The organism is Thermodesulfobacteriota bacterium, assembly GCA_031082315.1.
Lineage (GTDB): Bacteria > Desulfobacterota > QYQD01 > QYQD01 > QYQD01 > QYQD01.
The window spans coordinates 11,800-34,152 of sequence record JAVHLC010000001.1; the positions used below are offsets into that span (position 1 = coordinate 11,800).

The following is a 22,353-nucleotide window of genomic DNA, read 5'->3' on the forward strand; positions in this document are numbered from 1 at the left end:
TATTACTATGACAATTAAAAAGCCTAATCCCGCCCAATAATATGATGCAAGACACCAAGGGCATCCAATCTCTCGCTAATATTGTCATAGTCTCCCATATCTCATAAACGCATCCGCACGTTAAGCATGTTCTGCACGACCATCCCGGCATACGGCACGCCGTAGTTATATGCTAAGTTTGAATCTGACTCAGGAGGTACTTGACCACCTCGTCAGCGAATGCAAAAACGGACAAGACATTGTACTCATCTACCCACGGTTTGACTTGAGCTTGAATCATCGGATGGTCTTTGGCCGCCATATCGACCTCAGCTACCGCCCCAGTCTTCGTGTCTACCTGCTTCACTTTTCGAGCGACAACTCCAGAGGTAATCTTCTTGATGTTATAGTGGCTGTAAGGGTTTCTGATTGTTTCCCTGAAAGAATGGAGCCTCTTTGCCATCTTGGCATCTAATACACCAGTTCTCTTCGCTCGATTTATGGCCTGACCAAGTTCCATGTTCTCAAATTGATCCCAGTCTTGTGCGTTGGCCTTTTGATAACCTCCAGCCTCCTTTATGAAAACCGTGTGCTTGAGAACAAATTCGATAAGGATTGCGGACATCGTGATCGTTGCCCCATTCAGACCAAAGAATATGCATTCCCTAATCTCTTGATAAAGGGCTTGTACAGCCGGTGGTAGTCCTTGTGGAAGTGAGGGCAGTTGTCCTATTTTCAAAAAAGCATTTTGCTTTCTTTGGTCAAACAGCTGATCGATCGTAGGAGCCGGAACGGTGTCGAAAGGAACCCCAGCGCTCCTAAGCTCCTCCAGTGTTTCTGGGTTGACTATAATCGTATTAGAATCTCCAGCAAGTTCTGTCATGATCTTTTCAATATCTTCTATCATTTAGGTTCCACGCTTATCGGCGGATGTTGAGCCATTGGCTCTTCACGCCCTTGAGGCTCCGCGAGCGCTCCGCTTATTGCTTTTTTTCTTATTGGTTTCCATATATTGCGATATTATATGATTAGGATATGGAAAGTCAAAAGGAAAAGAAACCAATGTCAAGCCAATTTAGAAATGTCCTATTTTTACCAAAATAGAAATGTCCGGTTGTCATGGTGGTGTTATTATTGGTTATTTTTGTTCATATTTTTTACTTTGTCTCCCGAACTCAAACTTATGGACCAAGTGCGCGAGGTTCTTCGTTATTACCACTACGCCTATCGTACTGAACAGACTTATTGCCAGTGGATACTTCGCTATATCCATCATTTCGGCGGCAAGACCCATCCGAACTGACCTAGCCTCCCTTGCTTTTACCCCTGTGATATTGTACCTTTCATCCTGAGAAGAGCTGAAAGCTGAACGATAAATGCTGATGCAAATGGGCTACTTAACCGCGCGTACCACCCAGGAACTACAGGCTAAAATCATAGAAAAGGCCGACGAGGAGACTCTAATCCTCACCCCGGGTCGCCGTCTGGCGCGTCGGCTCCGCCATGCCTTCCGTATGTCCCAAATTGAACAGGGTCGGCGGGCCTGGCTGCCACCAAAGATAGCAACCCTGAACTCCTGGTTAAACGAGACATGGCTTGAATCCTGGCCGGAGGAATGCATTATTTCGGATATAGCATGCCTTTGCCTCTGGAAAGAAGCGGTTGAGGAAACAGCCCTGCCCGAAGGCCTCGAATCTGACATCGGACTATATCGACTTCTCGATGAGACCTATTCGGCAATCATCCGCCACAAGATACCGCCACTACCCAGGGATTACCTCTCCCCCCTTATTGTCTGGCGGCAAAAGGTCATAGAAATTTTCGAAGGCCGCCTGAAGGCAAAAGGATACGTCCACCCGGCCTTTTTGCCTGCTCTTATAAAAGATAACTTAAAGGACGGTAGCTGTGCCCTGCCTAAACAAATTCTCTGCGTCGGCTTTGAGTCTCCGGCGCCGGTCGAAAACGACCTTCTGACCGGTCTGGCTAAAGACTATGGGGCTGTAATCTGCTCCACAGAATCAAACGAACCACCCTACCTAAAGGCCGTGAGCCTCCCGGACGTGGAGCAAGAGGTCATGTGGCTGGCCCAGGATGTACTGAAAAAGGCACAGGACACGCCACTGCACCGGATCGGGGTAGTCGTACCCAACATGAGCGCCTACGCGCCGCTTGTATCCCGGGTATTCCAGGAATTGATCGGCAGCCCCACTGCCGAAAAAGGTGAAATATTCATGCCCCAAGAAGGCACAAAGAACAACGGAGATAATCCCCCCTTACCCCCCTTTAGTAAGGGGGGGGCATTATCAGGGGGGAATTACAATATCTCCCTCGGAGAATCACTCCTCAGTCAGCCCCTCATCCAGGCTGCCCTCTTGCCCTTACGTCTTATGCTCGAAGGTGAAAAACGAGTTTCATTTCTTTCCCTGCTGCTTTCACCCTACTATGGCCTCTGGGGCCGCCACCGGGATATCCTTGCCCAGGCGGACCGTGTCTGGCGCGAATACTCTGCCGATCAGGGTCTCGGTGATCTACTGTATATCCTGCAAAAAAAGAAACCGGAAATCTTATCAGTTATCCACCCCCCCGGCCATGACCTGGCCCGTCTTATTCAAAGTCTCACGGGGAAACGGACAGGAGCCGGGTGGATTGAAACGCTTTCCCGCCTGTGGGATATAACGCAATTCCCGGCCATCGGTAACGAGCATGAAAATGGTATATTCAAACACCTCGAGGAAAACCTGAGTACGCTGGCAAATAACCTGGGGGAGGGAAAATTAGATGCATCAACCTTCTATGCGTGGCTTAAATATGGCCTCGAAGAAACCAAAGTCAATGTCCCCGGATACGAAGAAGCGGGCATCCAGGTCATTGGTCTCATCGAGTCCCGCGGCCTGTCTTTTGATCATCTCTATGTAGTTGGCCTTTCAGCCGGAAGCCTCCCCCAACCGGTACGCCACTTTCCTTTGCTCGCCAGAGAAGAGAAAAGTCTGGTACAGGGGGCTACAATTGACAGTCAGCATTTGTTTGCTGAGCAGGCCTTCGCCCATTTGATGACGGTGGCCCCGGCCGTCACTCTCACCCGCCCTCTGGAAGAAAAAAGCGATCTCCTGCCTGCATCTCCTTTCTGGCCGGAAGGTGAAGAAAATACCGCAGTTAACTACTGGCTGGAGCCGGGGCAGGCCTCTCTGCGGGCCGGATGGTTACGCCAAGCCCACGAAGGCTGGCGGGATTATCCCATCCCCTACCCGAATGAAGATACGCCGTTTGTACCTGCGCCCCTTCCAGATGAACTGTCAGTGACAGCTATAGAAAAAGCTATATCCTGTCCCTTTAAATTCTTTGCCGATACCGTATTGCGGCTAAGTGAGCTGCCGGAACCAACTATCGGCATTTCATCCCAGGAAAAGGGGAACAGACTGCACCGGCTCTTTGCCCTGTTCACAAGCCGGATGCGCAAGCAGGGCGTCTCCCTTACCGACGCAGGACAAAGTGAATCCATACTGAAAGAGTGTATAGCTGAGGCGCTGGCCGACGTCACAGATAATCCATACTGGCAGATTGAACGGGAACGCTGGTCAGGGCTGCTGTCCGCCTGGCTCTGCCTGGAAAGAAAGCGGGGGGAGGAAGGCTGGCGTTGGCTCCTCGAAGAGGCCAATTTTTCGAGCCTGCAAAACGCCTCCTGGCCATTTACTGTCCACGGTCGCATCGACCGGATAGATATAAACGATGGGGAACGCAAGATATGTTGCTGGGACTATAAGACCGGCAGCGCCCCTCCGCCCACAGATATACATACCCACTTTCTTGCCCCTCAGCTCCCGTTGTATCTTCTGGCCCTCCGGAATGGAAAGATTTCCCTGCCGGTTTCATTTCAAAATCTGGCCGGGTATATCAGCCTGAAATCCGAGGGAGAAGTCCAGTTCGGTGAGCCGGTCAAAGACGAAGCGGGTTGGGAGACCTGCCTTTCCGCCTGGGAAAAAGAGATCACCAGTCTCGGCCAACGGCTTAGCGCCGGTAACTTCCCGGCCGATCCCAAACCAATACCTAAAGGCCACAGGAACGGGGCCTGCCAGTACTGCCCTTACCTGACCCTTTGCACTTATTGGAAAAAAGAGGAAGAAAACGGCCATGTCTAAAGAACCAGCGGATACACAAACTCGCATCCGCGCCTTATCTCCGGCCGAAAGCTTTCACGTCGAATCCCCGGCCGGCGCAGGTAAAACCTCTCTTCTAACCGCACGGTTTATCCGTCTTCTTTCCGTAGTCGATCATCCGCATGAGATACTGGCCCTTACCTTTACCAATAAGGCGGCAAATGAGATGCGGGAGCGGATTAATGCTCTTTTGCGCCAGGCGGAAAAGGGTGCATCGCCCGATGACCCCTGGATCAACAGCCTTTTGCCCCATGCGCAGGAGGCATTAAAAAGACACAAGATTCACATCAACCTGCTTAAGTCCCCGGACGGCCTCCGTATCATGACCTTTCACAGCTTCTGTCTCCTCCTGATCAGACAATCCCCCTGGGAGGCGCAGGTACCCTTTGATGCGGTTGTTGCCGGGGACGAAGATCAGGGGGATTTGCTCACCGAGGCCGTTCGAAATACTCAGCAACAAATCTTCGCCCTGCCCCCGGACGACCCGTTGCGTCAGGCGCTGAAACAGCGTCTCCTCCACATGAACACCAACTGGCCTGCCCTGGAGGCCGAACTAAGGCAGCTCATTGCCAGGAGAGACCTCCTGGCCGATCTTATCACCGAGGTAAAAGCAGTGCCGGATAAAGATCGCCTTGCCCGGGCCTTGGCCGGACGTCTGAGCGCTTTTATTTCCTACAGACTGGCAGAATTGCGAAGCTCTTTTCCGGCTACGGAACTGGGCGCTAACTGGTCCTTTCTCCAGGCCCACCTGCATGAAAATAATCCCTCCTCACCCCCCCCGGCCTCCATCCCCGGTTCAGCCTGGGATGATCTGCCGGACTGGCTGGTCATAGCCAACCTGTGTCTCACAAAAGACGGTAAGCCTCGGAAGCAGTTCAGGATCACAGACGGTTTCTGCAAGAACTTTGGAGGAACGCATTGGGCAGAATGTATTAAGAGCTTACCGGAAAGAGTCGCTTCACAGCTCCGTTCACTTAGAGAACTGCCTTTGCCTGATACGCCGCTTACCGACCCGGAGGCGCTCTTTGACCTTATCCTTATGGTCGGCAAAACCATCCAGGCTTATAACGCACTATGTCGAAGGCGCGGGGTTATGGACTATGTAGAATTGGAACTGGCAGCCCTGCGTGCCCTTGGCGGTGAAGATACCCCCGCTGATCTCCAACTGCTTCTCGACCGGAAGATACAGCATATCCTTGTTGATGAATTCCAGGATACAAGCCGCAACCAGTGGCATCTCCTGCAGCACCTTTGCGCCGGCTGGCAACCGGGCGACGGCCGCACTGTTTTTATCGTCGGCGATCCCAAACAGTCTATCTATGGGTTTCGCAAGGCCGAGGTCTCCATTTTTATGGAGGCCAGGGAAGGCATCCCCATCCCCGGCCAGGGCTATCTAAAACTCACCCCCGTCAATTTGACCACAAACTTTCGTTCCTGTGCCAAATTGATCGATTTCACGAATGAAGTCTTCGGCCAGACGGTCATGGCCAGTCCGGATGAAGAAGTGGATGAAGTGCCTTACCAGGCATTTCTACCCGCACCGGGCAAAGAAGGCAGGGGTAGAATTGTCCTGGCGGCCTTCACCAAAAATGACGGCTCGCCGGATGAAGCCAGATTCCGGGAAGCAGGTTGGCTGGCTGGGGAAGTAAAAAGAATTTCGGCAAATTGTGACGGTAAAACCATAGGCATCCTGCTCCCAGCCCGCACCTATCTGGCTGCTTATCTGAAGGCCCTGACCGTAGAGGGCCTTCAGGTGCAGGTTCAAGAGGGAATCTTACTAAAAGAACGCCCTGAAGTAGTGGATATGCACTCCCTGGCCCTGGCCCTGGTAAGGCCCCACGATGACCTGGCCTGGACCTCGCTCCTCCGTTCCGCCTGGTGCTGGGTAGGGTTAGATATCCTCTATGGGGTATCCAGACAGAACGGAATAAGTTGGTCACAAAAGATCGAAAGGTTTAAACACAGCGCCGTCGCCCCGGAAGCATTAAAAAACCTGTGGGAATCCATCGCCTTCTACTCACCACAAATAGGACGCCGGCCACTAACCGAGGTCGTAGGTACAATATGGGAAAGCGTAAACGGCCCGGTTACAGTATGTGCCCGGTTTGGGCCGGCAGGGGTGGAAAACTGTCGCCGGTTTCTAAAAATCCTGACGGATGCTGAGTCCGGTATCCCGGAAGAGACCCTCTCCCGCCTTAACTTATTACTGGAAACCGCCTATGCCCCGCCGGATCCCCTCTCCGTTCGTTCACCGGTACAGATAATGACTGTCCACCGTGCCAAGGGTCTGGAATTTGATGTTGTCTTCCTTCCCTACCTGGACTGGAACCCATTAGGGGGCAGCGGTAAAGACTCGCCGCCTTATCTCCTGGAACGCCTGCCCGGCTCCGCAGGTGAGCACCTTATCGCCCTGAGCCCCGACCGGCGCTTTAAAAAAGAGGATAAGACCTATAACCTCCTGAAAGACATCCGGAAGAGACGCCAACTGGGTGAATCCAAACGCCTCTTTTATGTAGCCGCAACCCGGGCTAAAAAGGAACTTTACCTGAGCGGCCTGGTCACAGAACGAGACGGCGGATCTTCGGCCGTGAAAAACTCCTTCTTATCCTACCTCCTGGCCCACACCGAACTGAAGGCCAGGGTTGAATACCTGTCGAACCCTGTCCTCTCCGCAACAGGGGTGGCGGCGGCTATTTCACTCAAGTCAGAACTCCCGGAGCCTATTCCCTTTATTCCGGAAAGGCTGCCTTATCAGGTCATTTCTCCCTCCAGTCTTGCACATTTTCCCCTCTCCACCCCCAGGGGAGAGGGCAAGGGTGAGGGGGTATCTGCAACAGGGATTGATGGTTACAGTCTGGCCCGTGGGACAATAATCCATCGTCTTTTTGAACAGCTAAGCAAAGGAAAGACCCTTCCGTCAGAAAGGGCCGTAGCTGTAGCCATGCTGGCTGAGGGGGTAGATAAACATACGTCTCAGGGATCAGCTAAAGGGATACTGGCCGAGGTTAAGGCCTGCCTGAAGGAAGAATTCTGCGCATACATTCTACGTCCCGATCATCCCTTTGCCGCCAGCGAGTGGATGATTGAAGATCAGCCGGTCGCAGATGCGCCGGGGCGTGCGACAGGAACCGTACGGAGCGGCATCATCGATCGTGTAGTCTTCGATGGAAACTACTGGTGGCTCGTTGACTACAAAACCACTCCCTTGCCGTCAGGCATCGGCCTTGAAGAATTCTTAAAGGAACAGGAGATGCTTTACCGTAGACAACTCCTGACTTACCGGGAGATGCTCGCTCAGCAAAGGCAGATTGATCCGGTAAAGATAAGGCTGATATTGTATTTTACAATTATACAAAAGGCACATGAGATAAAAGATTAAATTCTAATGTCGAAAGTCCAAAACAATAATAAAATAAACAGAATCTTCGGCCCGGATGGTTTGCTTGCCAAATCCCTGCCTGGGTTTGAACACCGTCCCGGCCAGGAAAAGATGGCCGGGGCTGTGCTCGACATACTCATCCATGAGGGGAGGCTCTTGGTGGAGGCCGGAACCGGCATCGGCAAGACCCTGGCCTACCTCATTCCGGCGGCCTTAAGCGGGCGCAGGGTAGTCATCGCCACCGGCACAAAAAATTTACAGGACCAGATATTATCCAAGGAAGTCCCCTTCCTTCAGAAACATCTCTTTCCGGAGTTGGCCGTCGTATGTCTCAAGGGTAAAAAGAACTATCTCTGCCTGCACAAATGGAAACACCTCCAGATGCAAAGCGACATCCAATTTTCGGAGCAGCTCGACCTCTGGCCGCGATTAAATGCCTGGATAGCAGAGACAAAAACAGGCGACCGGGCTGAACTGTCCTGGCTCCCGGACAAGCACCCTCTATGGAACGACATCAGCTCCTCGGCTGAACAGTGCCTGGGATCGGCCTGTACCGAGGCGGAATCTTGTTATATAAACATCCTGCGCAAAGAGGCGGCCAGGGCAGATATCATTGTGGTCAACCACCACCTGTTTTTTTCCGACATGGTAGTGCGTGACTCCGGTTATGGCGAGGTCATCCCGCGTCATGAGGCGGTCGTCTTTGATGAGGCCCATCATATCGAAGACGTGGCCACCACCTATCTGGGCTACTCCGTGAGCGCCCATCGCCTTTCCGACCTCATACGGGATGCCGAAAAGGAGATGAACACCGGCCTGCTGGCCTCAAAGACAAAACTGGCCTGTCTCAAAAAGCTCGCTCAACTGCGCGAGCGCGTTGAGACCTTCTTTAATCTATTGCCGGTCACCGAGGGAAGGGTCAACATCCGTCGTCCCCTTGACCGGGAACCGGTTCTGGGCACTCTGCAGGAGGCCATAACCCGGCAACTGGCCGAGCAGGGCCGGGCCATGGAAGATCTGTCCGCAAAGAATGAGGGGGTTGCCCCTCTAAGCCGGCGTTTCTTTGACATAGCCCGGGATATGACCGCTATCGCCACCATGGAAGATCCCAATATGATCTACTGGCTGGAAAAAAAAGAGCGTTCCGTCGTGCTGGCGGCATCACCCCTTGACGTTACGTCTGCCTTTCAGGCTAAACTCTATAGCCATCTGCCGGCTTTTGTCTTTACCTCGGCCACACTTACCGTAAAGGGGAATTTTGACTTTTACAAGTCGCGCGTGGGGCTCGATGAAGAAACCATAGAGTTGAACATCCCCTCACCTTTTGATTATGCCAGGCAAACCCTTCTTTACATACCCAAAAATATTCCGGAACCGCAGTCACCAGTCTTCTGCGCCGCCCTCTCCCGGGAAATAGAAACCATCCTGGATGCCTCTTCCGGCCGGGCCTTAGTCCTTTTTACCAGCTATCGCAATATGCAGGAAGTTTACCACATCATTAAAGACAGGCTGCCCTTCCCGCTGTTAATGCAGGGGGAAAAACCACGCCCTGTTCTCCTGGAACTATTTCAGAGAGACGTTCAGTCCGTGCTCCTGGCCACAAACAGTTTCTGGGAAGGGATAGACGTCCCGGGAGAATCCTTAAGCTGTGTTATTATAGACAAGCTCCCTTTCGGCGTTCCCTCTGATCCGGTCATGAAAGGGCGAATCGATTGGTTGAACAGGCAGGGGAAAAATCCCTTTTCAGATTATCAACTGCCCCTCGCCGTCCTCAGTCTAAGACAGGGCATTGGAAGGCTGATCCGTTCGAAGAATGACCGCGGGCTTCTGGCCATACTGGACGTGCGCACCCTGAAACGGGGCTATGGCGTTACCTTCCTGCAAAGTCTTCCCCAAACCCGTCTCACCCATAATTTGGAAGAGGTCAGGCGCTTTTTTCTATCCGCGCCTTCCCCATAAGATAAGGCCTTAAAACCGGCGGAATAACCACGCTGCCATCCGCCTGCTGGTAGTTCTCTAATATAGCTACGACTGTGCGGCCGACGGCCACGCCTGATCCATTCAGGGTATGCACCAACTCCGTCTTTGTCTTGCCCGACCGCCGGAAACGAATGTTACCACGGCGTGACTGAAAGTCTTCAAAGTTGCTGCATGAAGATATTTCCCGGAAGGTTCCCTGACCGGGCAGCCAGACCTCAATATCATACGTCTTAGCTGCGGAAAAACCGAGATCGCCGGTACAAAGCTCTATCACTTGATAAGGGAGCCCCAACTGCTGTAAGACCTCTTCCGCATCCAGGAGCAGGTTTTCCAGCTCTAAGTATGATGTCTCCGGGGTAGTAAACTTAACCAGTTCAACCTTATTAAACTGGTGCTGGCGGATAAGTCCGCGCGTATCTTTACCGTAGGAACCCGCCTCGGCCCGGAAACAGGCAGAATAGGCCACATAGCGCTTGGGTAACTCCTTCTCCTCCAGTACTTCGTCCCGGTGGATATTGGTAACCGGCACTTCCGCCGTAGGGATGAGATAATAATCCCGGCCTTCCAGTTTGAAGAGGTCTTCCTTAAATTTGGGCAACTGGCCGGTAGCCGTCATAGACGTATCGTTCACAATAAAAGGCGGCCAGACCTCTGTGTAGTGATGCCGGCTGGTATGAAGATCAAGCATGAAGTTAATCAGGGCCCGCTCCAACTGAGCCCCAAGACCTTTGTATAGGGTAAACCGGGCCCCGGAAATCTTGGCCCCTCGTTCAAAATCAAGGATGCCTAACTCCTCGCCTATGTCCCAGTGCGATCTGGGTTCAAAATCGAACTGCCTGATATCACCCCAACGTTTGGCAACCGGATTATCACTGCTGTCCTTTCCGATAGGCACTCCCTGATGAGGGATGTTCGGAACAGACAATATAATCGCGGAAAGGGCCTTTTCTTTTTCTTCAAGAACTGTCTCCATCTCTTTAATCCTGTCGTTAACGACCCGCATCTCCTCCATAAGGTGTTCCGCTTTTTGCCCTTCTTTCTTAAGACGCCCCACCTCTTTGGAAACGAAATTGCGCCGGTTGCGCAGGTCCTCCACATCCTGGATGATCTTGCGCCGTTCACCATCCACGGCTATAAATTCATCCAAAGAAAGGTCAGAGCCTCTTTGCAGGAGCTTCTCCTTAACCAGATCAATATTATTGCGTACAAACTTTAAGTCCAGCATACCATGCATCCTTCCTGTATTGGAAAATACGACTGCCCACCAGAGAGGTAACAAAACCCTGCCGGGATGTCAAAATATTTTTACTGTGGTCTTCCTGAGCACCCTCTGGTTTCTTCGCTTCACGGCTTGCGCAGCGACCCTTTCGGGGCTCGCAGGTGGGGAATGCTTTTGCCCCTTCCAGCCACTAAAGGGCTGCCTTTCCCCTTCCTGCTCGTCCTCGATGGGTACCCCGCTGCTCCAGCAAGTTTCGCTCACAAACACAGAGGGTTCCCTAACAGACCGGAAAACTCCAGTTTTTTTACTTTACAACCGATTGTCCGCCAGTGTAAAGGCTATACCAATTTAGAGGGCCTCAAGAAATGGATACACGGGTTATTTCCTTTGCCTCATATATCGATCACACGCTGCTTAAACCAACCGCTACCCGGGCAGAGATAATCCGTCTCTGTGAAGAGGCCGTAGAATGCCAGTTTGCCTCGGTCTGTATCCCGCCCTGCTATGTATCCCTGTCCGCAGACATACTAAATGGCACGTCCATTGCCCCAGGCACGGTCGTTGGTTTTCCTCTTGGCCATAACACAACCGCCACCAAGGTAAAAGAGGCGCAAACGGCCCGGAAAGATGGCGCGCGGGAGATTGATATGGTCATCAATCGCGGTTGGATAAAGGACGGCCTCTATTCGCTGGTGGTGAAGGAAGTCCGGGAAGTAATGCAGGTCGTGCCTGATATGATCGTTAAAGTCATCATGGAATTATGCGATTTGACCGGATCAGAAAAAAGAGAAGCCGCCGCCGCCCTGCTGGAAACCGGCGCCCACTTCCTTAAGACCTCCACTGGACTGGGCAAGGCCGGAGCGACCCTTGAGGATGTGCGTTTATTGGCAGAGATTAGCCGCGGCCGCATGAAAATCAAGGCAGCGGGAGGTATTCGCCACGCCTCTGAAGCCCTGGCCTTCATAAAGTCCGGGGCTTCTCGTATCGGCACAAGTGCGGGTGTACAAATTATACAAGAGCAATACCTTTTACTGAAAGCTGATAGCTAAAAGCTGACAGCTTGTTATTTACCCTTAGGTAATATGCGCACTTCTACCTTACCCTTTAGAAGTTTCTGGAACTTTTGGGCGTCACTCTCCGTGCCGACAATAGATCCATAGTGCATGGGAATGGCTACGGCAGGCTTGATAGCCAGGGCCGCCTCTGCCGCCTCTTCGGCAGTCATGACATAGGTGCCGGAAACCGGCAGAAGGGCGATATCAGCCTTTATGGTCTTCATATCCGGGGTAAAATCCGTATCGCCCGCGTGGTAAATACGAACACCCTCCACAGTGACAATAAATCCCAGGCCGCCCGCTGCCCGGGGATGAAATTTCTTATTCAAGTTGTAAGCGCTAACCACCTCCACCTGGAAGCCGTCTGCTGTAATTTTGTCACCTGGTTTTACCACATTGATATTGCCCTTTAATTTGGCCGCCGAGGTCTTATCGGTGATAATGACCGTCCCTGCCTTTTGAATCCTGGCCACATCTTCCGGCGAACAATGGTCAAAATGCTCGTGGGAAATAAATACGATGTCCGCAGGCCTGCTATTTGCCGGCAACTGAAAAGGGTCAAAATAAATCACCTTGCCGCCGCTAATGAGTAAAAAGGCGGCATGCCCCAGCCAAATCAAATTTTTTAAAACTTCTGCCACCATTTGTGTCAACCTCCCATGAAATTTCCCCGGAATCAAAAAGATACTATAATCCTAAAGATATCATCCTCGCGATGTCAAGGGGAAAGGATAAAAACACCTCTCCGGGACAGGCGGCCCACCTCCGAAAAAATTCATGTTTTTGTCATTTTCACCGATAAGAATATTGAAGGCTTATTCATACTACACAAAACTGTCCGGATAAACCCAAGGCCATGTCTAACCTCTTCCCGAAGCTTAGGCAAAAGATATCCGGTTTCAGAGAAATGATACGCCGGCGCCGGACCTTACGATACCAGTTGAAAGAATTAAAACGTATCCGGGAAAGGTTGATGTACAAACGAAAGGCCGTTACCAGTCTTTAATTTTAAGCGCTCAGCTATCAGCGACCGGTTTTCTGACTATTGACTAGCGACTCCTAACTTCCGTATTCTGTCTCCTGACTACTGGCTCTATATCCCGCCTCTTTGTCTGGCCAAAAAACCACTCAAGATAAAAAGAAAACTCTTATCCAACATTTCTTCCTGATAAGCGCCAATAACTTCAGGCAAGAGTTTAAGGTCAACAACGGCCGCACCTTTGACAGTAATGGGAGCTTCTATAGACATGCGCGGGAGGCACAGCACAGGAAACATATCAATATCCTTCCGGAATTCCTTCTGTATAAGCTCCTGAAATAAATGTACCTTGTGCCAGATTTCCTCAATTAAAACATCGGCCTCTTTACCGTCTATTTGCAAACGCTTACCATTACTATACAGCCGTCCTGAGATACCACGGGTATAAATCAGGATACATCCCTGCGGCGTTAAGACCAGATGATCGATATCTAAATCCTTAAAAACTAAATTATGGAAGGCGAAACATTTCGGCGGAAGATCAGTCAGGGCCTTTGCTGCCTCGGCCCTGGCCTTTTCATCTGCGGGAATCGGTCTAAACCATACAGATTGGACATGCGCCCATCTCCTGAGGATCAGGCTAATCAGTAAAAAGAAGGCAGTAATACTCCCTATGATTATACCCATTGCCGGGCGGACAAACAGTCCCAACCCAAAGAGAGACAATAATTCCCTTATGGCGAACAAAACCACGATCGTAAAAAAAATTATCCATAGCCCCACAAGATGAGGATGGTAACTAGAAACCCTGTCCTTCATATAAGGAGATAACACACCCTTCTAGAAGAATAACCAACCAGCGGGAAAAAAGAATTGCAGGGCACGGGAGTAAAAAAGGGAATTCGTAGATTCACATCCGCCAGAGGCGGACATCTTCGACCGTAGGAGAAAGAGTTTGTTACAACACAACTTCATAGTCTTGCTTTATGCCTTTAAGGAATTTTTCGTAAAGAATGTCCTCTTTCATTAAGAAAAACCACTTGACCTTGAGTATGGTTTCCAGGCTCTCATGCCCTATAAAATACCTGGAAAAGGTCTCCCCTAACTTCGTGAGACTATCCAAGGTCTTTTGGGTATCAATATTGATACAACTGATACCGGAAGCGACCTGCTGATACTCACTGAACCTTTCATCCAATATACGTTTAAACTCCCTTTCGCAAGTTACGGGCCCCGGCCTACCATAGGCAGGTCTTGCCTTGCCTGGTTCGGACATTATTTTTTTTACATACAACTCACGGAGCTTAGTCGCTGCTTCTCCATTAAAAGTCCACCTGAGACACAGGTAATCAATAAATACCGATAAAGCTAAAAATTCGCAAAAATGTTTATCCGATAATTCTGCTTCGGGAATCGTCGCTGCAAGCTCCTCATACATTTTAGCAAATTGACCGCGCTCCAACGCCTTCTTAGTAAATAACTTTATAAATTCCTCAGGGGTTATTTTTTCCCTACGCACCGGCAAGGCATCCTCCCCTAGGTGAATCAGTCATCAGACGAATCCATAGGACTTAAAACTAAACTCAAATCTTCTCTTGTGGTTATATTAGATTGAATGATGCTGGTCAAGATATTTTTGGATTCCCACTCGCCTTCCGATAAGAAATTAAAGTGCACTCACAGGAGAATAACAGCCACCATGTTCGATATGGCCAAAGTTTTAAAATCCATAGACCAGCTTCCGCCCCTTCCTGAGGTCAGCCGAAAGATTCTCCAATTGGTCAATGACCCGGATTCCTCAGCCTCTGATATCGTAACAGTAGTCCGTCACGACCAGTCCATAACCGCCAATGTCCTCAGGCTTTGCAACTCAGCTTATTTTGGTTTGAAACGCAGGGTTGATTCGTTAGTCCAGGCCGTTGTCCTCATAGGACAAAACCAACTCGCAGAATTAGCTATGATCAGCAGTTGCATCCATCTTTTCCGTAACGAACATAAAGGATACAATATGAAAAAAGGCGAACTGTGGCGACATGCTATCGCCTGCGCCCTTCTATCGCAAATCATTCTCAAAAAAATGGGGTCTGCTCCTGACCACGGCCTTTACACCGCTGCCCTTCTCCATGATATAGGCAAAGTGATCCTGGACAACCACATGAAAGATAATTATCAACAGGTAATCGGCCGGATTCAAGAGGCCAATGTGCCATTTCACGTTGCAGAGCAGGAAACGCTGGGGATAGATCATGCCGAAGTAGGCGCGCAAATTATGGAAGTCTGGAATTTACCCGACAACATAGTCAGGGGAATTCGTATGCATCACCGGCCTGAAGTCAGGTTCGGGTCTAAGGATTTCGGCTCTATCATACACCTGTGCGACCTGCTCAGCCTGCATAAAGGCATAGGCAGAGACTTCCATGAAACAGATGCAGTTACCCTGAAAACCTTCCTGGAAATGGCACAACTCTCAGAGGAATTCGTGGACTCCTGCACCCAGGAATTAGGAGAAGAGATGGAAAAAACGGCGGCGGTTATCGGTTTCGTCTAATGCCCAAGCGGGCCTTCAGCTTTCAGCCTTCAGCTTTGGGCTTTGACATTCATTTGAACTTTTAACTTTGAACTTCACCAACCAGAATCTTCGGGTTATGGGATCGAGATTGTCTGCGCGCTTACGTAGCAGTGCTTGCTCGAACCCTAAGTCTTGTTCCTGGTAAAAGGGTATCCCTCTGCATATTGTTCCATACGCGAATGTTGGCCGGGGTAACGTTATATTTCTGGGCGATATTCCACAGGGTATCCCCTCTACGCACTCTATGGTATCTTGCCTTTGGCTTACCGGCATAAATTTTCTTCCCCTTGCCGGACCTGGCCGCCAGGATCTTCTTTGAAGTTTTAGGTTTTATTATATCGCGCCCAAGCGCATCTCCGACACGTCCCGGCGTATCTACGACCTGATCCTGTTTATATTCCGAGGCGTCAACAAGAAGTGTACGGCCGGCCCTAAGTTTTGCATCTGCTGCCAGGTCGTTTTGACCACAAAGAGCCTTTACGCTTACACCAAACCGCCTGGCAACACCGTAGAGGGTGTCTCCTTTTTCTACCTTATAAGTGTGGCCTTTTTCTGTGGCCATCTTCTCATCTTCCCGGGTGTCAAGAGAGGCCATTTTCACAGCAGGCTTTGATTTCTTCGGGGCAAGAGCATATTCCTTAACCTGATAGGGGATCTTCAGCACCTTGCCTTTTTTTATAGAACGTTTCCCTTTTATCTTTATTTTATTCGCACTGGCCAGAGTTTTTTTCGAAGTACCAAACTTTTGAGCTATCCTGGCTAAAGTATCCCCTTTTTTAACTACGTACCGGTGATAACAGGTCTTAACAATCGTCTTGACCCGGTCAAAATTATCCTCGAAGAATTGCGCGGCGCTTTTTGGGATATTGAGCAAATAGGACTCACCTGGCGGAGTACAGTCACGTCTGAGTGCAGGATTGAATTCCTTAAGAATATGATAATCCACTCCACTAGCCAGGGCTGCGGCCCTTAAATCCGTTTGGGGTGGGACAGTCACCTTTGCACAGGGAACAGGCTGCTGGTACTCCACATCTGTAAATCCATACTTCTCCGGGTTTTTGGCCATAATGGCCGCGGCTATCATCTGAGGGACATAATCCTTGGTTTCCCTTGCGAACAGGTCGTAATCGCACATTTCCCAAAAGTCGGTAGTCTCATAGGTGCTGATCCCCCGGCGAACCTTGTTCTCGCCCGCATTATATCCCGCCGCAGCCAGGTACCAGCAGCCAAATTCCTGATAAAGATCCCTAAGATAATTTGCCGCGGCCCTGGTTGCCTTCTCAGGATCACGTCGCTCGTCCAGCCAGGAGTTAACCTCAAGACCATAACGCCGGGCTGTCCCCTCTATGAATTGCCAGGGACCACAGGCCTGTGCAGGTGAATAAGCGCTTACATTGAAACCGCTCTCAATCATGGCCAGATACACTAAATCTTCCGGCAGCCCATTTTCGCGTAGTATTTCGCGCATGCGTGGCACATAGCGTGTGGAACGCGCCAGCCAATTACGAAACACCCTTCTTTTTTCAGTTTGAAAATAATTAAGGAAGTATTCTACCCGGCCATTAATTGTGATAGGAATGTCAATTGAAACTTCGTCAGAAAGATATCCGGGAAACCCGCCTTTGCTACAATTCCCTTCTGCTTCGGCAGAAGAACCCGCAGGTAATGGAGAAAGGTTAGCCGCTATTATTTCTTCTGCTTCTGCGATACTTAAAGAACATAACGTCATCCATATAAAAAACAGTATTACCCATTGGCCTGTTCGCTCCATGAACTTCCCCTTTTATAAAACGTCAATGGTCATTAGCCACTGGCAAAAGACACCAAATAGTTAAAAATTTTCCCACCTGGCCCATGGCTGATGACAAATGACTATTGACTTATTACATGCACTTTAAGGTCTTCTACAATAAAAGGATTTTTACTGTCAACCAATTTTATCGGCGATTTTCCTGAACTTCTTAAATGCGAAATATATTAACCCGCCCAGTACCGGCAAAAAAATGATGATCAAAAGCCAGATCATCTTTTTTTGCGGGTCATCGAAAGGTCTATGAACAACATCCCTGATCGCCAAAAAGGTAGGCACCATCGGTAATAGCAGAATAAGGATAACGATAATGAGACGCATAGTAAGCTATTTTATTTAAAATTAATTAGGACGCAGATTTTCGCTGATATGCGCAGAAAAGCCTTTTCACCGCTGAGCACGCAGAGTCCGTAGAGAAAGATTGCGAGACATACAATATGTTATCTCAGCGTTCTCCGCGATCTCTGCGGTAAATATTAAGCCGTCGATATCCTGGTAACCTGCGTTCATCTGCGTCCAAAATAGAAATTCCTGTGTCTTCCTTCGGGAAGATAGCAGCCTAAGCGACTTTAGTAAACAAAAAATCCATAGCTGATCGCTGACGCTGAAAGCTGAGAGCTAATTTAGTGCTTGACTCATGTAAAAAAGTGATGATAGATTACCAATCGGGTTTGACAGAGAAAGCGATGAAGATACCTCCAATAAGTCTATTTAATCATGGGGCGCCCGGCCTCCTTACTCTCTGAGGAAGGAGGCTTTTTTTTGAATACGGACTGATGAAAGAAAAACCCTTTACGATAAAACATATCCTGGACATAGCCGGCTTAAGCCCGGACCAGATCACCTATATTCTGGACACCGCAGAATCTTTTAAGGAAATCTCCACTCGCTCTATCAAAAAGGTGCCCACCTTACGCGGCAAGACAGTAATTAACCTCTTCTTTGAACCCAGTACCCGCACCCGGGCCTCTTTTGAAATAGCCGCAAAAAGACTAAGCGCCGATACCCTGAGCATTTCCGCCTCAACCAGCAGCGTGGTAAAGGGGGAGACCTTAATCGACACTGCCCGGAACTTAGAGGCTATGCAACCCGATGTAATCGTCTTGCGCCACTCATTATCAGGCGCTCCCCACCTTCTAAGCAGACATGTTCGGGCCTCGGTCATCAACGCCGGCGATGGCGCGCATGAGCACCCCACCCAGGCCCTTCTGGATTTACTCACGGTACGCGAAAAAAAGGGGGAAATTAAAGGCCTTAAACTGGCCATAATCGGGGACATTGCACACAGCCGGGTAGCGCATTCCAATATCCTCGGCTTTACAAAAATGGGAGCAAATGTTGTAGTGAGCGGCCCGGCAACTATGATACCGCCTTATATAGAAAAACTGGGGGCCAAAGTTACTCTGAGTATAAAAAAAGCCTTGCAGGGTGCAGACGTGATCATGGCCTTACGCATTCAACTGGAACGGCAGAACAAGCTCAGCTTCCCTTCCATCCGTGAATATGCCACTTATTTCGGACTCAACACCCAACATCTGGCCCTAGCCGCCTCGGACGCCATAGTTATGCATCCTGGCCCCGTTAATCGCGGGGTAGAAATAAGTCCGGAGGTGGCTGATGGCCCTCATTCTGCAATTCTTGATCAGGTGACAAATGGTGTAGCCGTACGCATGGCCCTCCTTTATCTTCTCCTGGGGAGCGAGAGTCAATGAATCTATATCTGAAAGGTGCAAGAATAGTCGATCCCTCTGATCTGACAGGCGAAACGCCTGTCTTAATTAAAACGAAGGCACTCTATGATATATACATCCGTAACGGCAAAATAGCTTTCATAGCGCCACAGGGCAAAGAACCCATACCGGCTGCCGCTAAGGTAATCGACCTTGCCGGGAAAATCGTCACTCCCGGCCTCATAGATATGCACACCCACCTGCGCGAACCGGGTGAGGAATATAAAGAAACCATAGCCACGGGATGTCTGGCCGCGGTCTCTGGCGGGTTCACGGCCATAGCCTGTATGCCCAATACCAAACCGGCCAATGACAACAAATCCGTAACCGAATATATTCTGCAAAAGGCGCAGGAGGCCGGGCTGGCCACTGTCTATCCCATCGGGGCTATCAGCAAAGGGCTTCAGGGAGAAATCCTGGCCGAATTCGGTGATATGAAAGCCGCCGGGATAGTGGCGGTTACAGACGACGGCCGGCCCGTCATGAATGGCGAACTCATGCGCCGGGCACTGGAATATGCCCGAAACTTTGACTTACCGGTGATCTCACACTGCGAAGACCTGACGCTTTGTTCAGGCGGGGTAATGAATGAGGGGTCTGTATCCACCCAGCTTGGATTACTCGGCATCCCGGCCGTGGCTGAAGAAGTCATGATCTTCCGGGAAATCAGGCTGGCCAATCTTACCGGTGGATCAGTCCACATTGCCCATGTAAGCGCCAGGAGCTCGGTCGATTTGATAAGACAGGCCAAGGCCTCCGGGATTAACGTCACCGCGGAAACCGCCCCGCATTATTTTTCCTTGACCGAGGAGGCCGTAGCAGGCTACGACACCAACGCCAAGATGAACCCTCCCCTCAGGACGACAGAGGACGTAGCCGCCGTTATCGAGGGTCTCAAAGATGGAACCATAGACGCCATTGCCTCTGACCACGCCCCACACAGCACGCTGGAAAAAGATGTGGAATTTAATATGGCGGCCAACGGCATCGTAGGTCTCGAAACCATCCTCCCGTTGACCCTGAAACTTGTCCATGCCGGTCATCTTTCCCTCTATGAAGCCATCGTCAAACTTTCTGCAAATCCGGCCCGCATCCTGCGAATTGAGGTCCCTTCCATCCAGATCGGCAAAAAGGCCGACCTCACCATCATCGATCCTGACCGCAAATTTATCGTCGATGTCCACAAATTCCAGTCCATCAGCAAAAACTCACCCTTCCACGGCTGGGAATTAAAGGGCAAGGCCGTAATGACGATAATAAATGGTAGGATCGTCTTTGATGACCTGGATTAGAATTTTTCTCACCGCAAAGGCGCAAAGAACGCGGAGAAAGATAGGGTTAAAAGATAAAAATTAAAAATGAACGCTTAGGTTTTTGAAAAATATGCCTAAGCAAGGCGCTATAAGAGCCAAAACCCCCCTCAATCCCCCTTTCCCAAAAGGGGAAGTGTTTCTCCTCCCTTTGGAAAAGGGAGGTCGGGAGGGATTTAAGAATACTTTTGCAAAGAACTAAACTGATACAACATGTTTTCTCTGCGTTCTCTGCGTTCTTTGCGTCTTTGCGGTGAAAGTATCTTTTTATGAGACCCTGCGCCCGGATAATGGTAGTCGATGACGAACTGAGCATGCGTGAGTTCTTCAAGCTCATGCTGGATAGCGAAGGCTATCAGGCCGAGTGCGTCCCAAATGGCCGGGAGGCCGTCTCTCTCATCCAAAAAAACTTTTACGACCTGGTTATCACCGATATCCGCATGCCGGGCATGGATGGGATTGAGGTCCTGAAAAAGGTCAAAGAAATAAGCCCGGAGACGATAGTGATTATGATCTCCGCTTATGCCACCACGGAAACAGCCGTTACGGCCATGAAGCAGGGGGCTTATGACTACATCCCCAAGCCGTTTAACGTTGAAGAAATAAAGTTAATCATCCAGAAGGCCCTGGAAAAAAGGCAGCTTCGACAAGAAAATGACCGCCTCAAGGAGGAATTAAGGAAACATCACCGCTACGAAAAACTGGTAGGCAGCTCTCCGGCCATGCTGAAGGTATATGAACTGATCAGAAAGGTCGCCCAGACCCGGAGTAACGTCCTGATTTATGGAGAAAGCGGAACCGGCAAAGAGCTGGTAGCCCGGGCTATCCATGTCGAAAGTCCACGCAGTAAAGAGAACTTTGTGGCCATCAATTGCGGCGGCATACCGGAGACGCTTATCGAGAGCGAGCTCTTTGGCCACAAAAAAGGCGCCTTTACCGGGGCCGTTACTGAACAAAAAGGCCTCTTCGCCTCTGCCGATGGCGGGACAATATTTTTAGATGAGATAGCCGAACTTTCTCCGGCCCTCCAGGTAAAACTCCTTCGCATACTCCAGGAAAGGGTATTCAGGCCGGTGGGAGGGACGGAAGATATTGCTGTGGACATCCGCATAATATCGGCCACGAACAAAGACCTGGAACAGGAAGTGGCGGCGGGAAATTTTCGCGAAGACCTCTTTTACCGGCTTAATGTCATCCAGATAAGGGTCCCGCCCCTCAGGGAAAGGAAGGAAGATATACCGCTCTTGGCCCGGCACTTCCTCAAAAAATATGTAGATGAGACGCAGAAGCAGGTGGATAAAATATCGCCCGCAGCCTTAAAAATACTGATGCAATATGACTTTCCGGGAAATGTACGTGAACTCGAAAACATTATCGAAAGAAGCGTGGCTCTCGCCTCCTCCAGCACTATTCAGGCGGAAGACCTATCGTTTATAAATATAAACAACGGCAAAGGAGCGAAGATCGGCACACCAGCTGTGACCATCCCGTCGGATGGCTTCGACCTCGAGAAATACATAGCCAGGACAGAAAGAGATATCCTCCTTAAGGCCCTTGAAATCAGCCGGGGCGCCAAGCAGAAGGCCGCCGGCCTCTTGGGCATCAGCTTCCGCTCCTTCCGGCATCGCCTGAGCAAATACGGCCTGTAAAAAATCAATAAGGCCGCGGATTTTCGCCGATGTTCGCAGAAACTACTTTTGAAGTTAAAATCGACTCTAATCCACAAAAAGCCCGAAGAACCCCAAGATATTGGAAATCTGCGTTTATCTGCGGCCAGCAACTCTTTCCTGCCAACATTTGTCAAACCAGTGACGAAATTTGTCACTTTCAGCTAATCCTCGCAATCATTAGGGCGCTATCGGGGCTAATAATCCACAATATATTGTGCCATTAATTTATTAAGGCCTATATCTTGGCCATAGCCAAGATTGGCATTACTATTGCTACTATAAAAAGCAAAAAAAAATTAAAGAAATCATATAAAGACCGATAAGGAGCTATATACCTCGTAAATCCCTTCTCCCCTAGCGGGAGAGGGTCAGGGTGAGGGGGGATATAGCTGAAAGCCAAAATTTAATTCTAAACAACGAAAGGGAGGTGAACGAAAAGTAAAATTTTACCGCAGAGATCGCTGAGAACGCTGAGATAATATATTGAATAGTTTACAGTTTTTCTCTGCGGACTCTGCG

At 50.0% G+C, this 22,353-nt stretch carries 15 protein-coding genes and 1 pseudogene; 10 read left to right on the top strand and 6 right to left on the bottom strand.

The features are described 5' to 3' along the window. Nucleotides 1-172: 172 nt before the first annotated feature. The gene (locus RDU59_00095; protein MDQ7836884.1) at nt 173-886 is read right to left on the bottom strand and encodes a hypothetical protein; all 714 of its coding nucleotides are present in this window, start codon (nt 884-886) and stop codon (nt 173-175) included. A 276-nt stretch (nt 887-1,162) separates the two neighbouring features. Between RDU59_00095 and RDU59_00100 the strand changes: the two are divergent. The 4 genes and pseudogenes from RDU59_00100 to RDU59_00115 all read left to right on the top strand — a co-directional run bounded on the left by RDU59_00100 (nt 1,163) and on the right by RDU59_00115 (nt 9,471). Then, nucleotides 1,163-1,273 (top strand): annotated as a pseudogene (locus RDU59_00100) (phage integrase N-terminal SAM-like domain-containing protein). 94 nt (nt 1,274-1,367) lie between these two features. Next, the gene (locus RDU59_00105; protein ID MDQ7836885.1) at nt 1,368-4,115 is read left to right on the top strand and encodes a PD-(D/E)XK nuclease family protein; all 2,748 of its coding nucleotides are present in this window, start codon (nt 1,368-1,370) and stop codon (nt 4,113-4,115) included. Further along, nucleotides 4,108-7,512 carry a UvrD-helicase domain-containing protein gene (locus RDU59_00110; GenBank protein MDQ7836886.1) on the top strand — a complete coding sequence of 1,135 codons (3,405 nt, stop codon included), beginning with the start codon at nt 4,108-4,110 and terminating at the stop codon, nt 7,510-7,512. The genes RDU59_00105 and RDU59_00110 overlap by 8 nt, the downstream gene beginning before the upstream one ends. Before the next feature lie 6 nt (nt 7,513-7,518). After that, nucleotides 7,519-9,471 (top strand): ATP-dependent DNA helicase, encoded by a 1,953-nt coding sequence (locus RDU59_00115; protein ID MDQ7836887.1) that lies wholly within the window; start codon nt 7,519-7,521, stop codon nt 9,469-9,471. On the opposite strand, the gene serS is transcribed toward RDU59_00115, so the two are convergent. Further along, a complete protein-coding gene (gene serS, locus RDU59_00120) occupies nt 9,437-10,717 on the bottom strand; it encodes a serine--tRNA ligase (protein ID MDQ7836888.1) in 1,281 nt (426 codons plus the stop codon). The genes RDU59_00115 and serS overlap by 35 nt on opposite strands. A gap of 359 nt (nt 10,718-11,076) precedes the next feature. Here serS and deoC point away from each other — a divergent pair, with 359 nt between their 5' ends. Continuing rightward, the gene (gene deoC / locus RDU59_00125) at nt 11,077-11,760 is read left to right on the top strand and encodes a deoxyribose-phosphate aldolase (protein ID MDQ7836889.1); all 684 of its coding nucleotides are present in this window, start codon (nt 11,077-11,079) and stop codon (nt 11,758-11,760) included. Between the two features lie 14 nt (nt 11,761-11,774). On the opposite strand, the gene RDU59_00130 is transcribed toward deoC, so the two are convergent. After that, nucleotides 11,775-12,410, bottom strand: a complete 636-nt coding sequence (locus RDU59_00130; GenBank protein MDQ7836890.1) for an MBL fold metallo-hydrolase — start codon at nt 12,408-12,410, stop codon at nt 11,775-11,777. Nucleotides 12,411-12,622: 212 nt separating this feature from the next. Here RDU59_00130 and RDU59_00135 point away from each other — a divergent pair, with 212 nt between their 5' ends. Next, nucleotides 12,623-12,772 carry a hypothetical protein gene (locus RDU59_00135; protein ID MDQ7836891.1) on the top strand — a complete coding sequence of 50 codons (150 nt, stop codon included), beginning with the start codon at nt 12,623-12,625 and terminating at the stop codon, nt 12,770-12,772. A gap of 87 nt (nt 12,773-12,859) precedes the next feature. On the opposite strand, the gene RDU59_00140 is transcribed toward RDU59_00135, so the two are convergent. Together RDU59_00140 and RDU59_00145 are read right to left on the bottom strand one after the other, a co-directional pair. Then, nucleotides 12,860-13,564, bottom strand: coding sequence for a nuclease-related domain-containing protein (locus RDU59_00140; GenBank protein ID MDQ7836892.1), 705 nt, complete (start codon nt 13,562-13,564; stop codon nt 12,860-12,862). Nucleotides 13,565-13,703: 139 nt separating this feature from the next. Then, nucleotides 13,704-14,264 (bottom strand): hypothetical protein, encoded by a 561-nt coding sequence (locus tag RDU59_00145; GenBank protein ID MDQ7836893.1) that lies wholly within the window; start codon nt 14,262-14,264, stop codon nt 13,704-13,706. A gap of 180 nt (nt 14,265-14,444) precedes the next feature. Between RDU59_00145 and RDU59_00150 the strand changes: the two genes are divergently transcribed. Further along, complete coding sequence (locus tag RDU59_00150) at nt 14,445-15,293, top strand: HDOD domain-containing protein (protein ID MDQ7836894.1); 849 nt, start codon at nt 14,445-14,447, stop codon at nt 15,291-15,293. Between the two features lie 121 nt (nt 15,294-15,414). Here the strand turns inward: RDU59_00150 and RDU59_00155 are convergent, their stop codons facing one another. After that, nucleotides 15,415-17,085, bottom strand: coding sequence for a LysM peptidoglycan-binding domain-containing protein (locus tag RDU59_00155; protein MDQ7836895.1), 1,671 nt, complete (start codon nt 17,083-17,085; stop codon nt 15,415-15,417). A gap of 815 nt (nt 17,086-17,900) precedes the next feature. Here RDU59_00155 and RDU59_00160 point away from each other — a divergent pair. The 3 genes from RDU59_00160 to RDU59_00170 all read left to right on the top strand — a co-directional run bounded on the left by RDU59_00160 (nt 17,901) and on the right by RDU59_00170 (nt 21,813). Continuing rightward, on the top strand, nt 17,901-18,836 hold the full coding sequence (locus RDU59_00160) for an aspartate carbamoyltransferase catalytic subunit (protein ID MDQ7836896.1): 936 nt from the start codon (nt 17,901-17,903) through the stop codon (nt 18,834-18,836). Next, entirely contained in the window at nt 18,833-20,146 is a 1,314-nt protein-coding gene (locus RDU59_00165; protein ID MDQ7836897.1) for a dihydroorotase, read from the top strand. The genes RDU59_00160 and RDU59_00165 overlap by 4 nt, the downstream gene beginning before the upstream one ends. Nucleotides 20,147-20,433: 287 nt before the next feature. Beyond that, nucleotides 20,434-21,813, top strand: a complete 1,380-nt coding sequence (locus RDU59_00170; GenBank protein ID MDQ7836898.1) for a sigma-54 dependent transcriptional regulator — start codon at nt 20,434-20,436, stop codon at nt 21,811-21,813. Nucleotides 21,814-22,353: the final 540 nt, after the last annotated feature.

Excerpts from the sequence above, each read along its gene's own strand:
- RDU59_00095 (MDQ7836884.1), bottom strand. The coding sequence starts at position 886 with ATGATAGAAGATATTGAAAAGATCATGACAGAACTTGCTGGAGATTCT.
- RDU59_00105 (MDQ7836885.1), top strand. The coding sequence starts at position 1,368 with ATGGGCTACTTAACCGCGCGTACCACCCAGGAACTACAGGCTAAAATC.
- RDU59_00110 (MDQ7836886.1), top strand. The coding sequence starts at position 4,108 with ATGTCTAAAGAACCAGCGGATACACAAACTCGCATCCGCGCCTTATCT.
- RDU59_00115 (MDQ7836887.1), top strand. The coding sequence starts at position 7,519 with ATGTCGAAAGTCCAAAACAATAATAAAATAAACAGAATCTTCGGCCCG.
- serS (MDQ7836888.1), bottom strand. The coding sequence starts at position 10,717 with ATGCTGGACTTAAAGTTTGTACGCAATAATATTGATCTGGTTAAGGAG.
- deoC (MDQ7836889.1), top strand. The coding sequence starts at position 11,077 with ATGGATACACGGGTTATTTCCTTTGCCTCATATATCGATCACACGCTG.
- RDU59_00130 (MDQ7836890.1), bottom strand. The coding sequence starts at position 12,410 with ATGGTGGCAGAAGTTTTAAAAAATTTGATTTGGCTGGGGCATGCCGCC.
- RDU59_00135 (MDQ7836891.1), top strand. The coding sequence starts at position 12,623 with ATGTCTAACCTCTTCCCGAAGCTTAGGCAAAAGATATCCGGTTTCAGA.
- RDU59_00140 (MDQ7836892.1), bottom strand. The coding sequence starts at position 13,564 with ATGAAGGACAGGGTTTCTAGTTACCATCCTCATCTTGTGGGGCTATGG.
- RDU59_00150 (MDQ7836894.1), top strand. The coding sequence starts at position 14,445 with ATGTTCGATATGGCCAAAGTTTTAAAATCCATAGACCAGCTTCCGCCC.
- RDU59_00155 (MDQ7836895.1), bottom strand. The coding sequence starts at position 17,085 with ATGGAGCGAACAGGCCAATGGGTAATACTGTTTTTTATATGGATGACG.
- RDU59_00160 (MDQ7836896.1), top strand. The coding sequence starts at position 17,901 with ATGAAAGAAAAACCCTTTACGATAAAACATATCCTGGACATAGCCGGC.
- RDU59_00165 (MDQ7836897.1), top strand. The coding sequence starts at position 18,833 with ATGAATCTATATCTGAAAGGTGCAAGAATAGTCGATCCCTCTGATCTG.
- RDU59_00170 (MDQ7836898.1), top strand. The coding sequence starts at position 20,434 with ATGAGACCCTGCGCCCGGATAATGGTAGTCGATGACGAACTGAGCATG.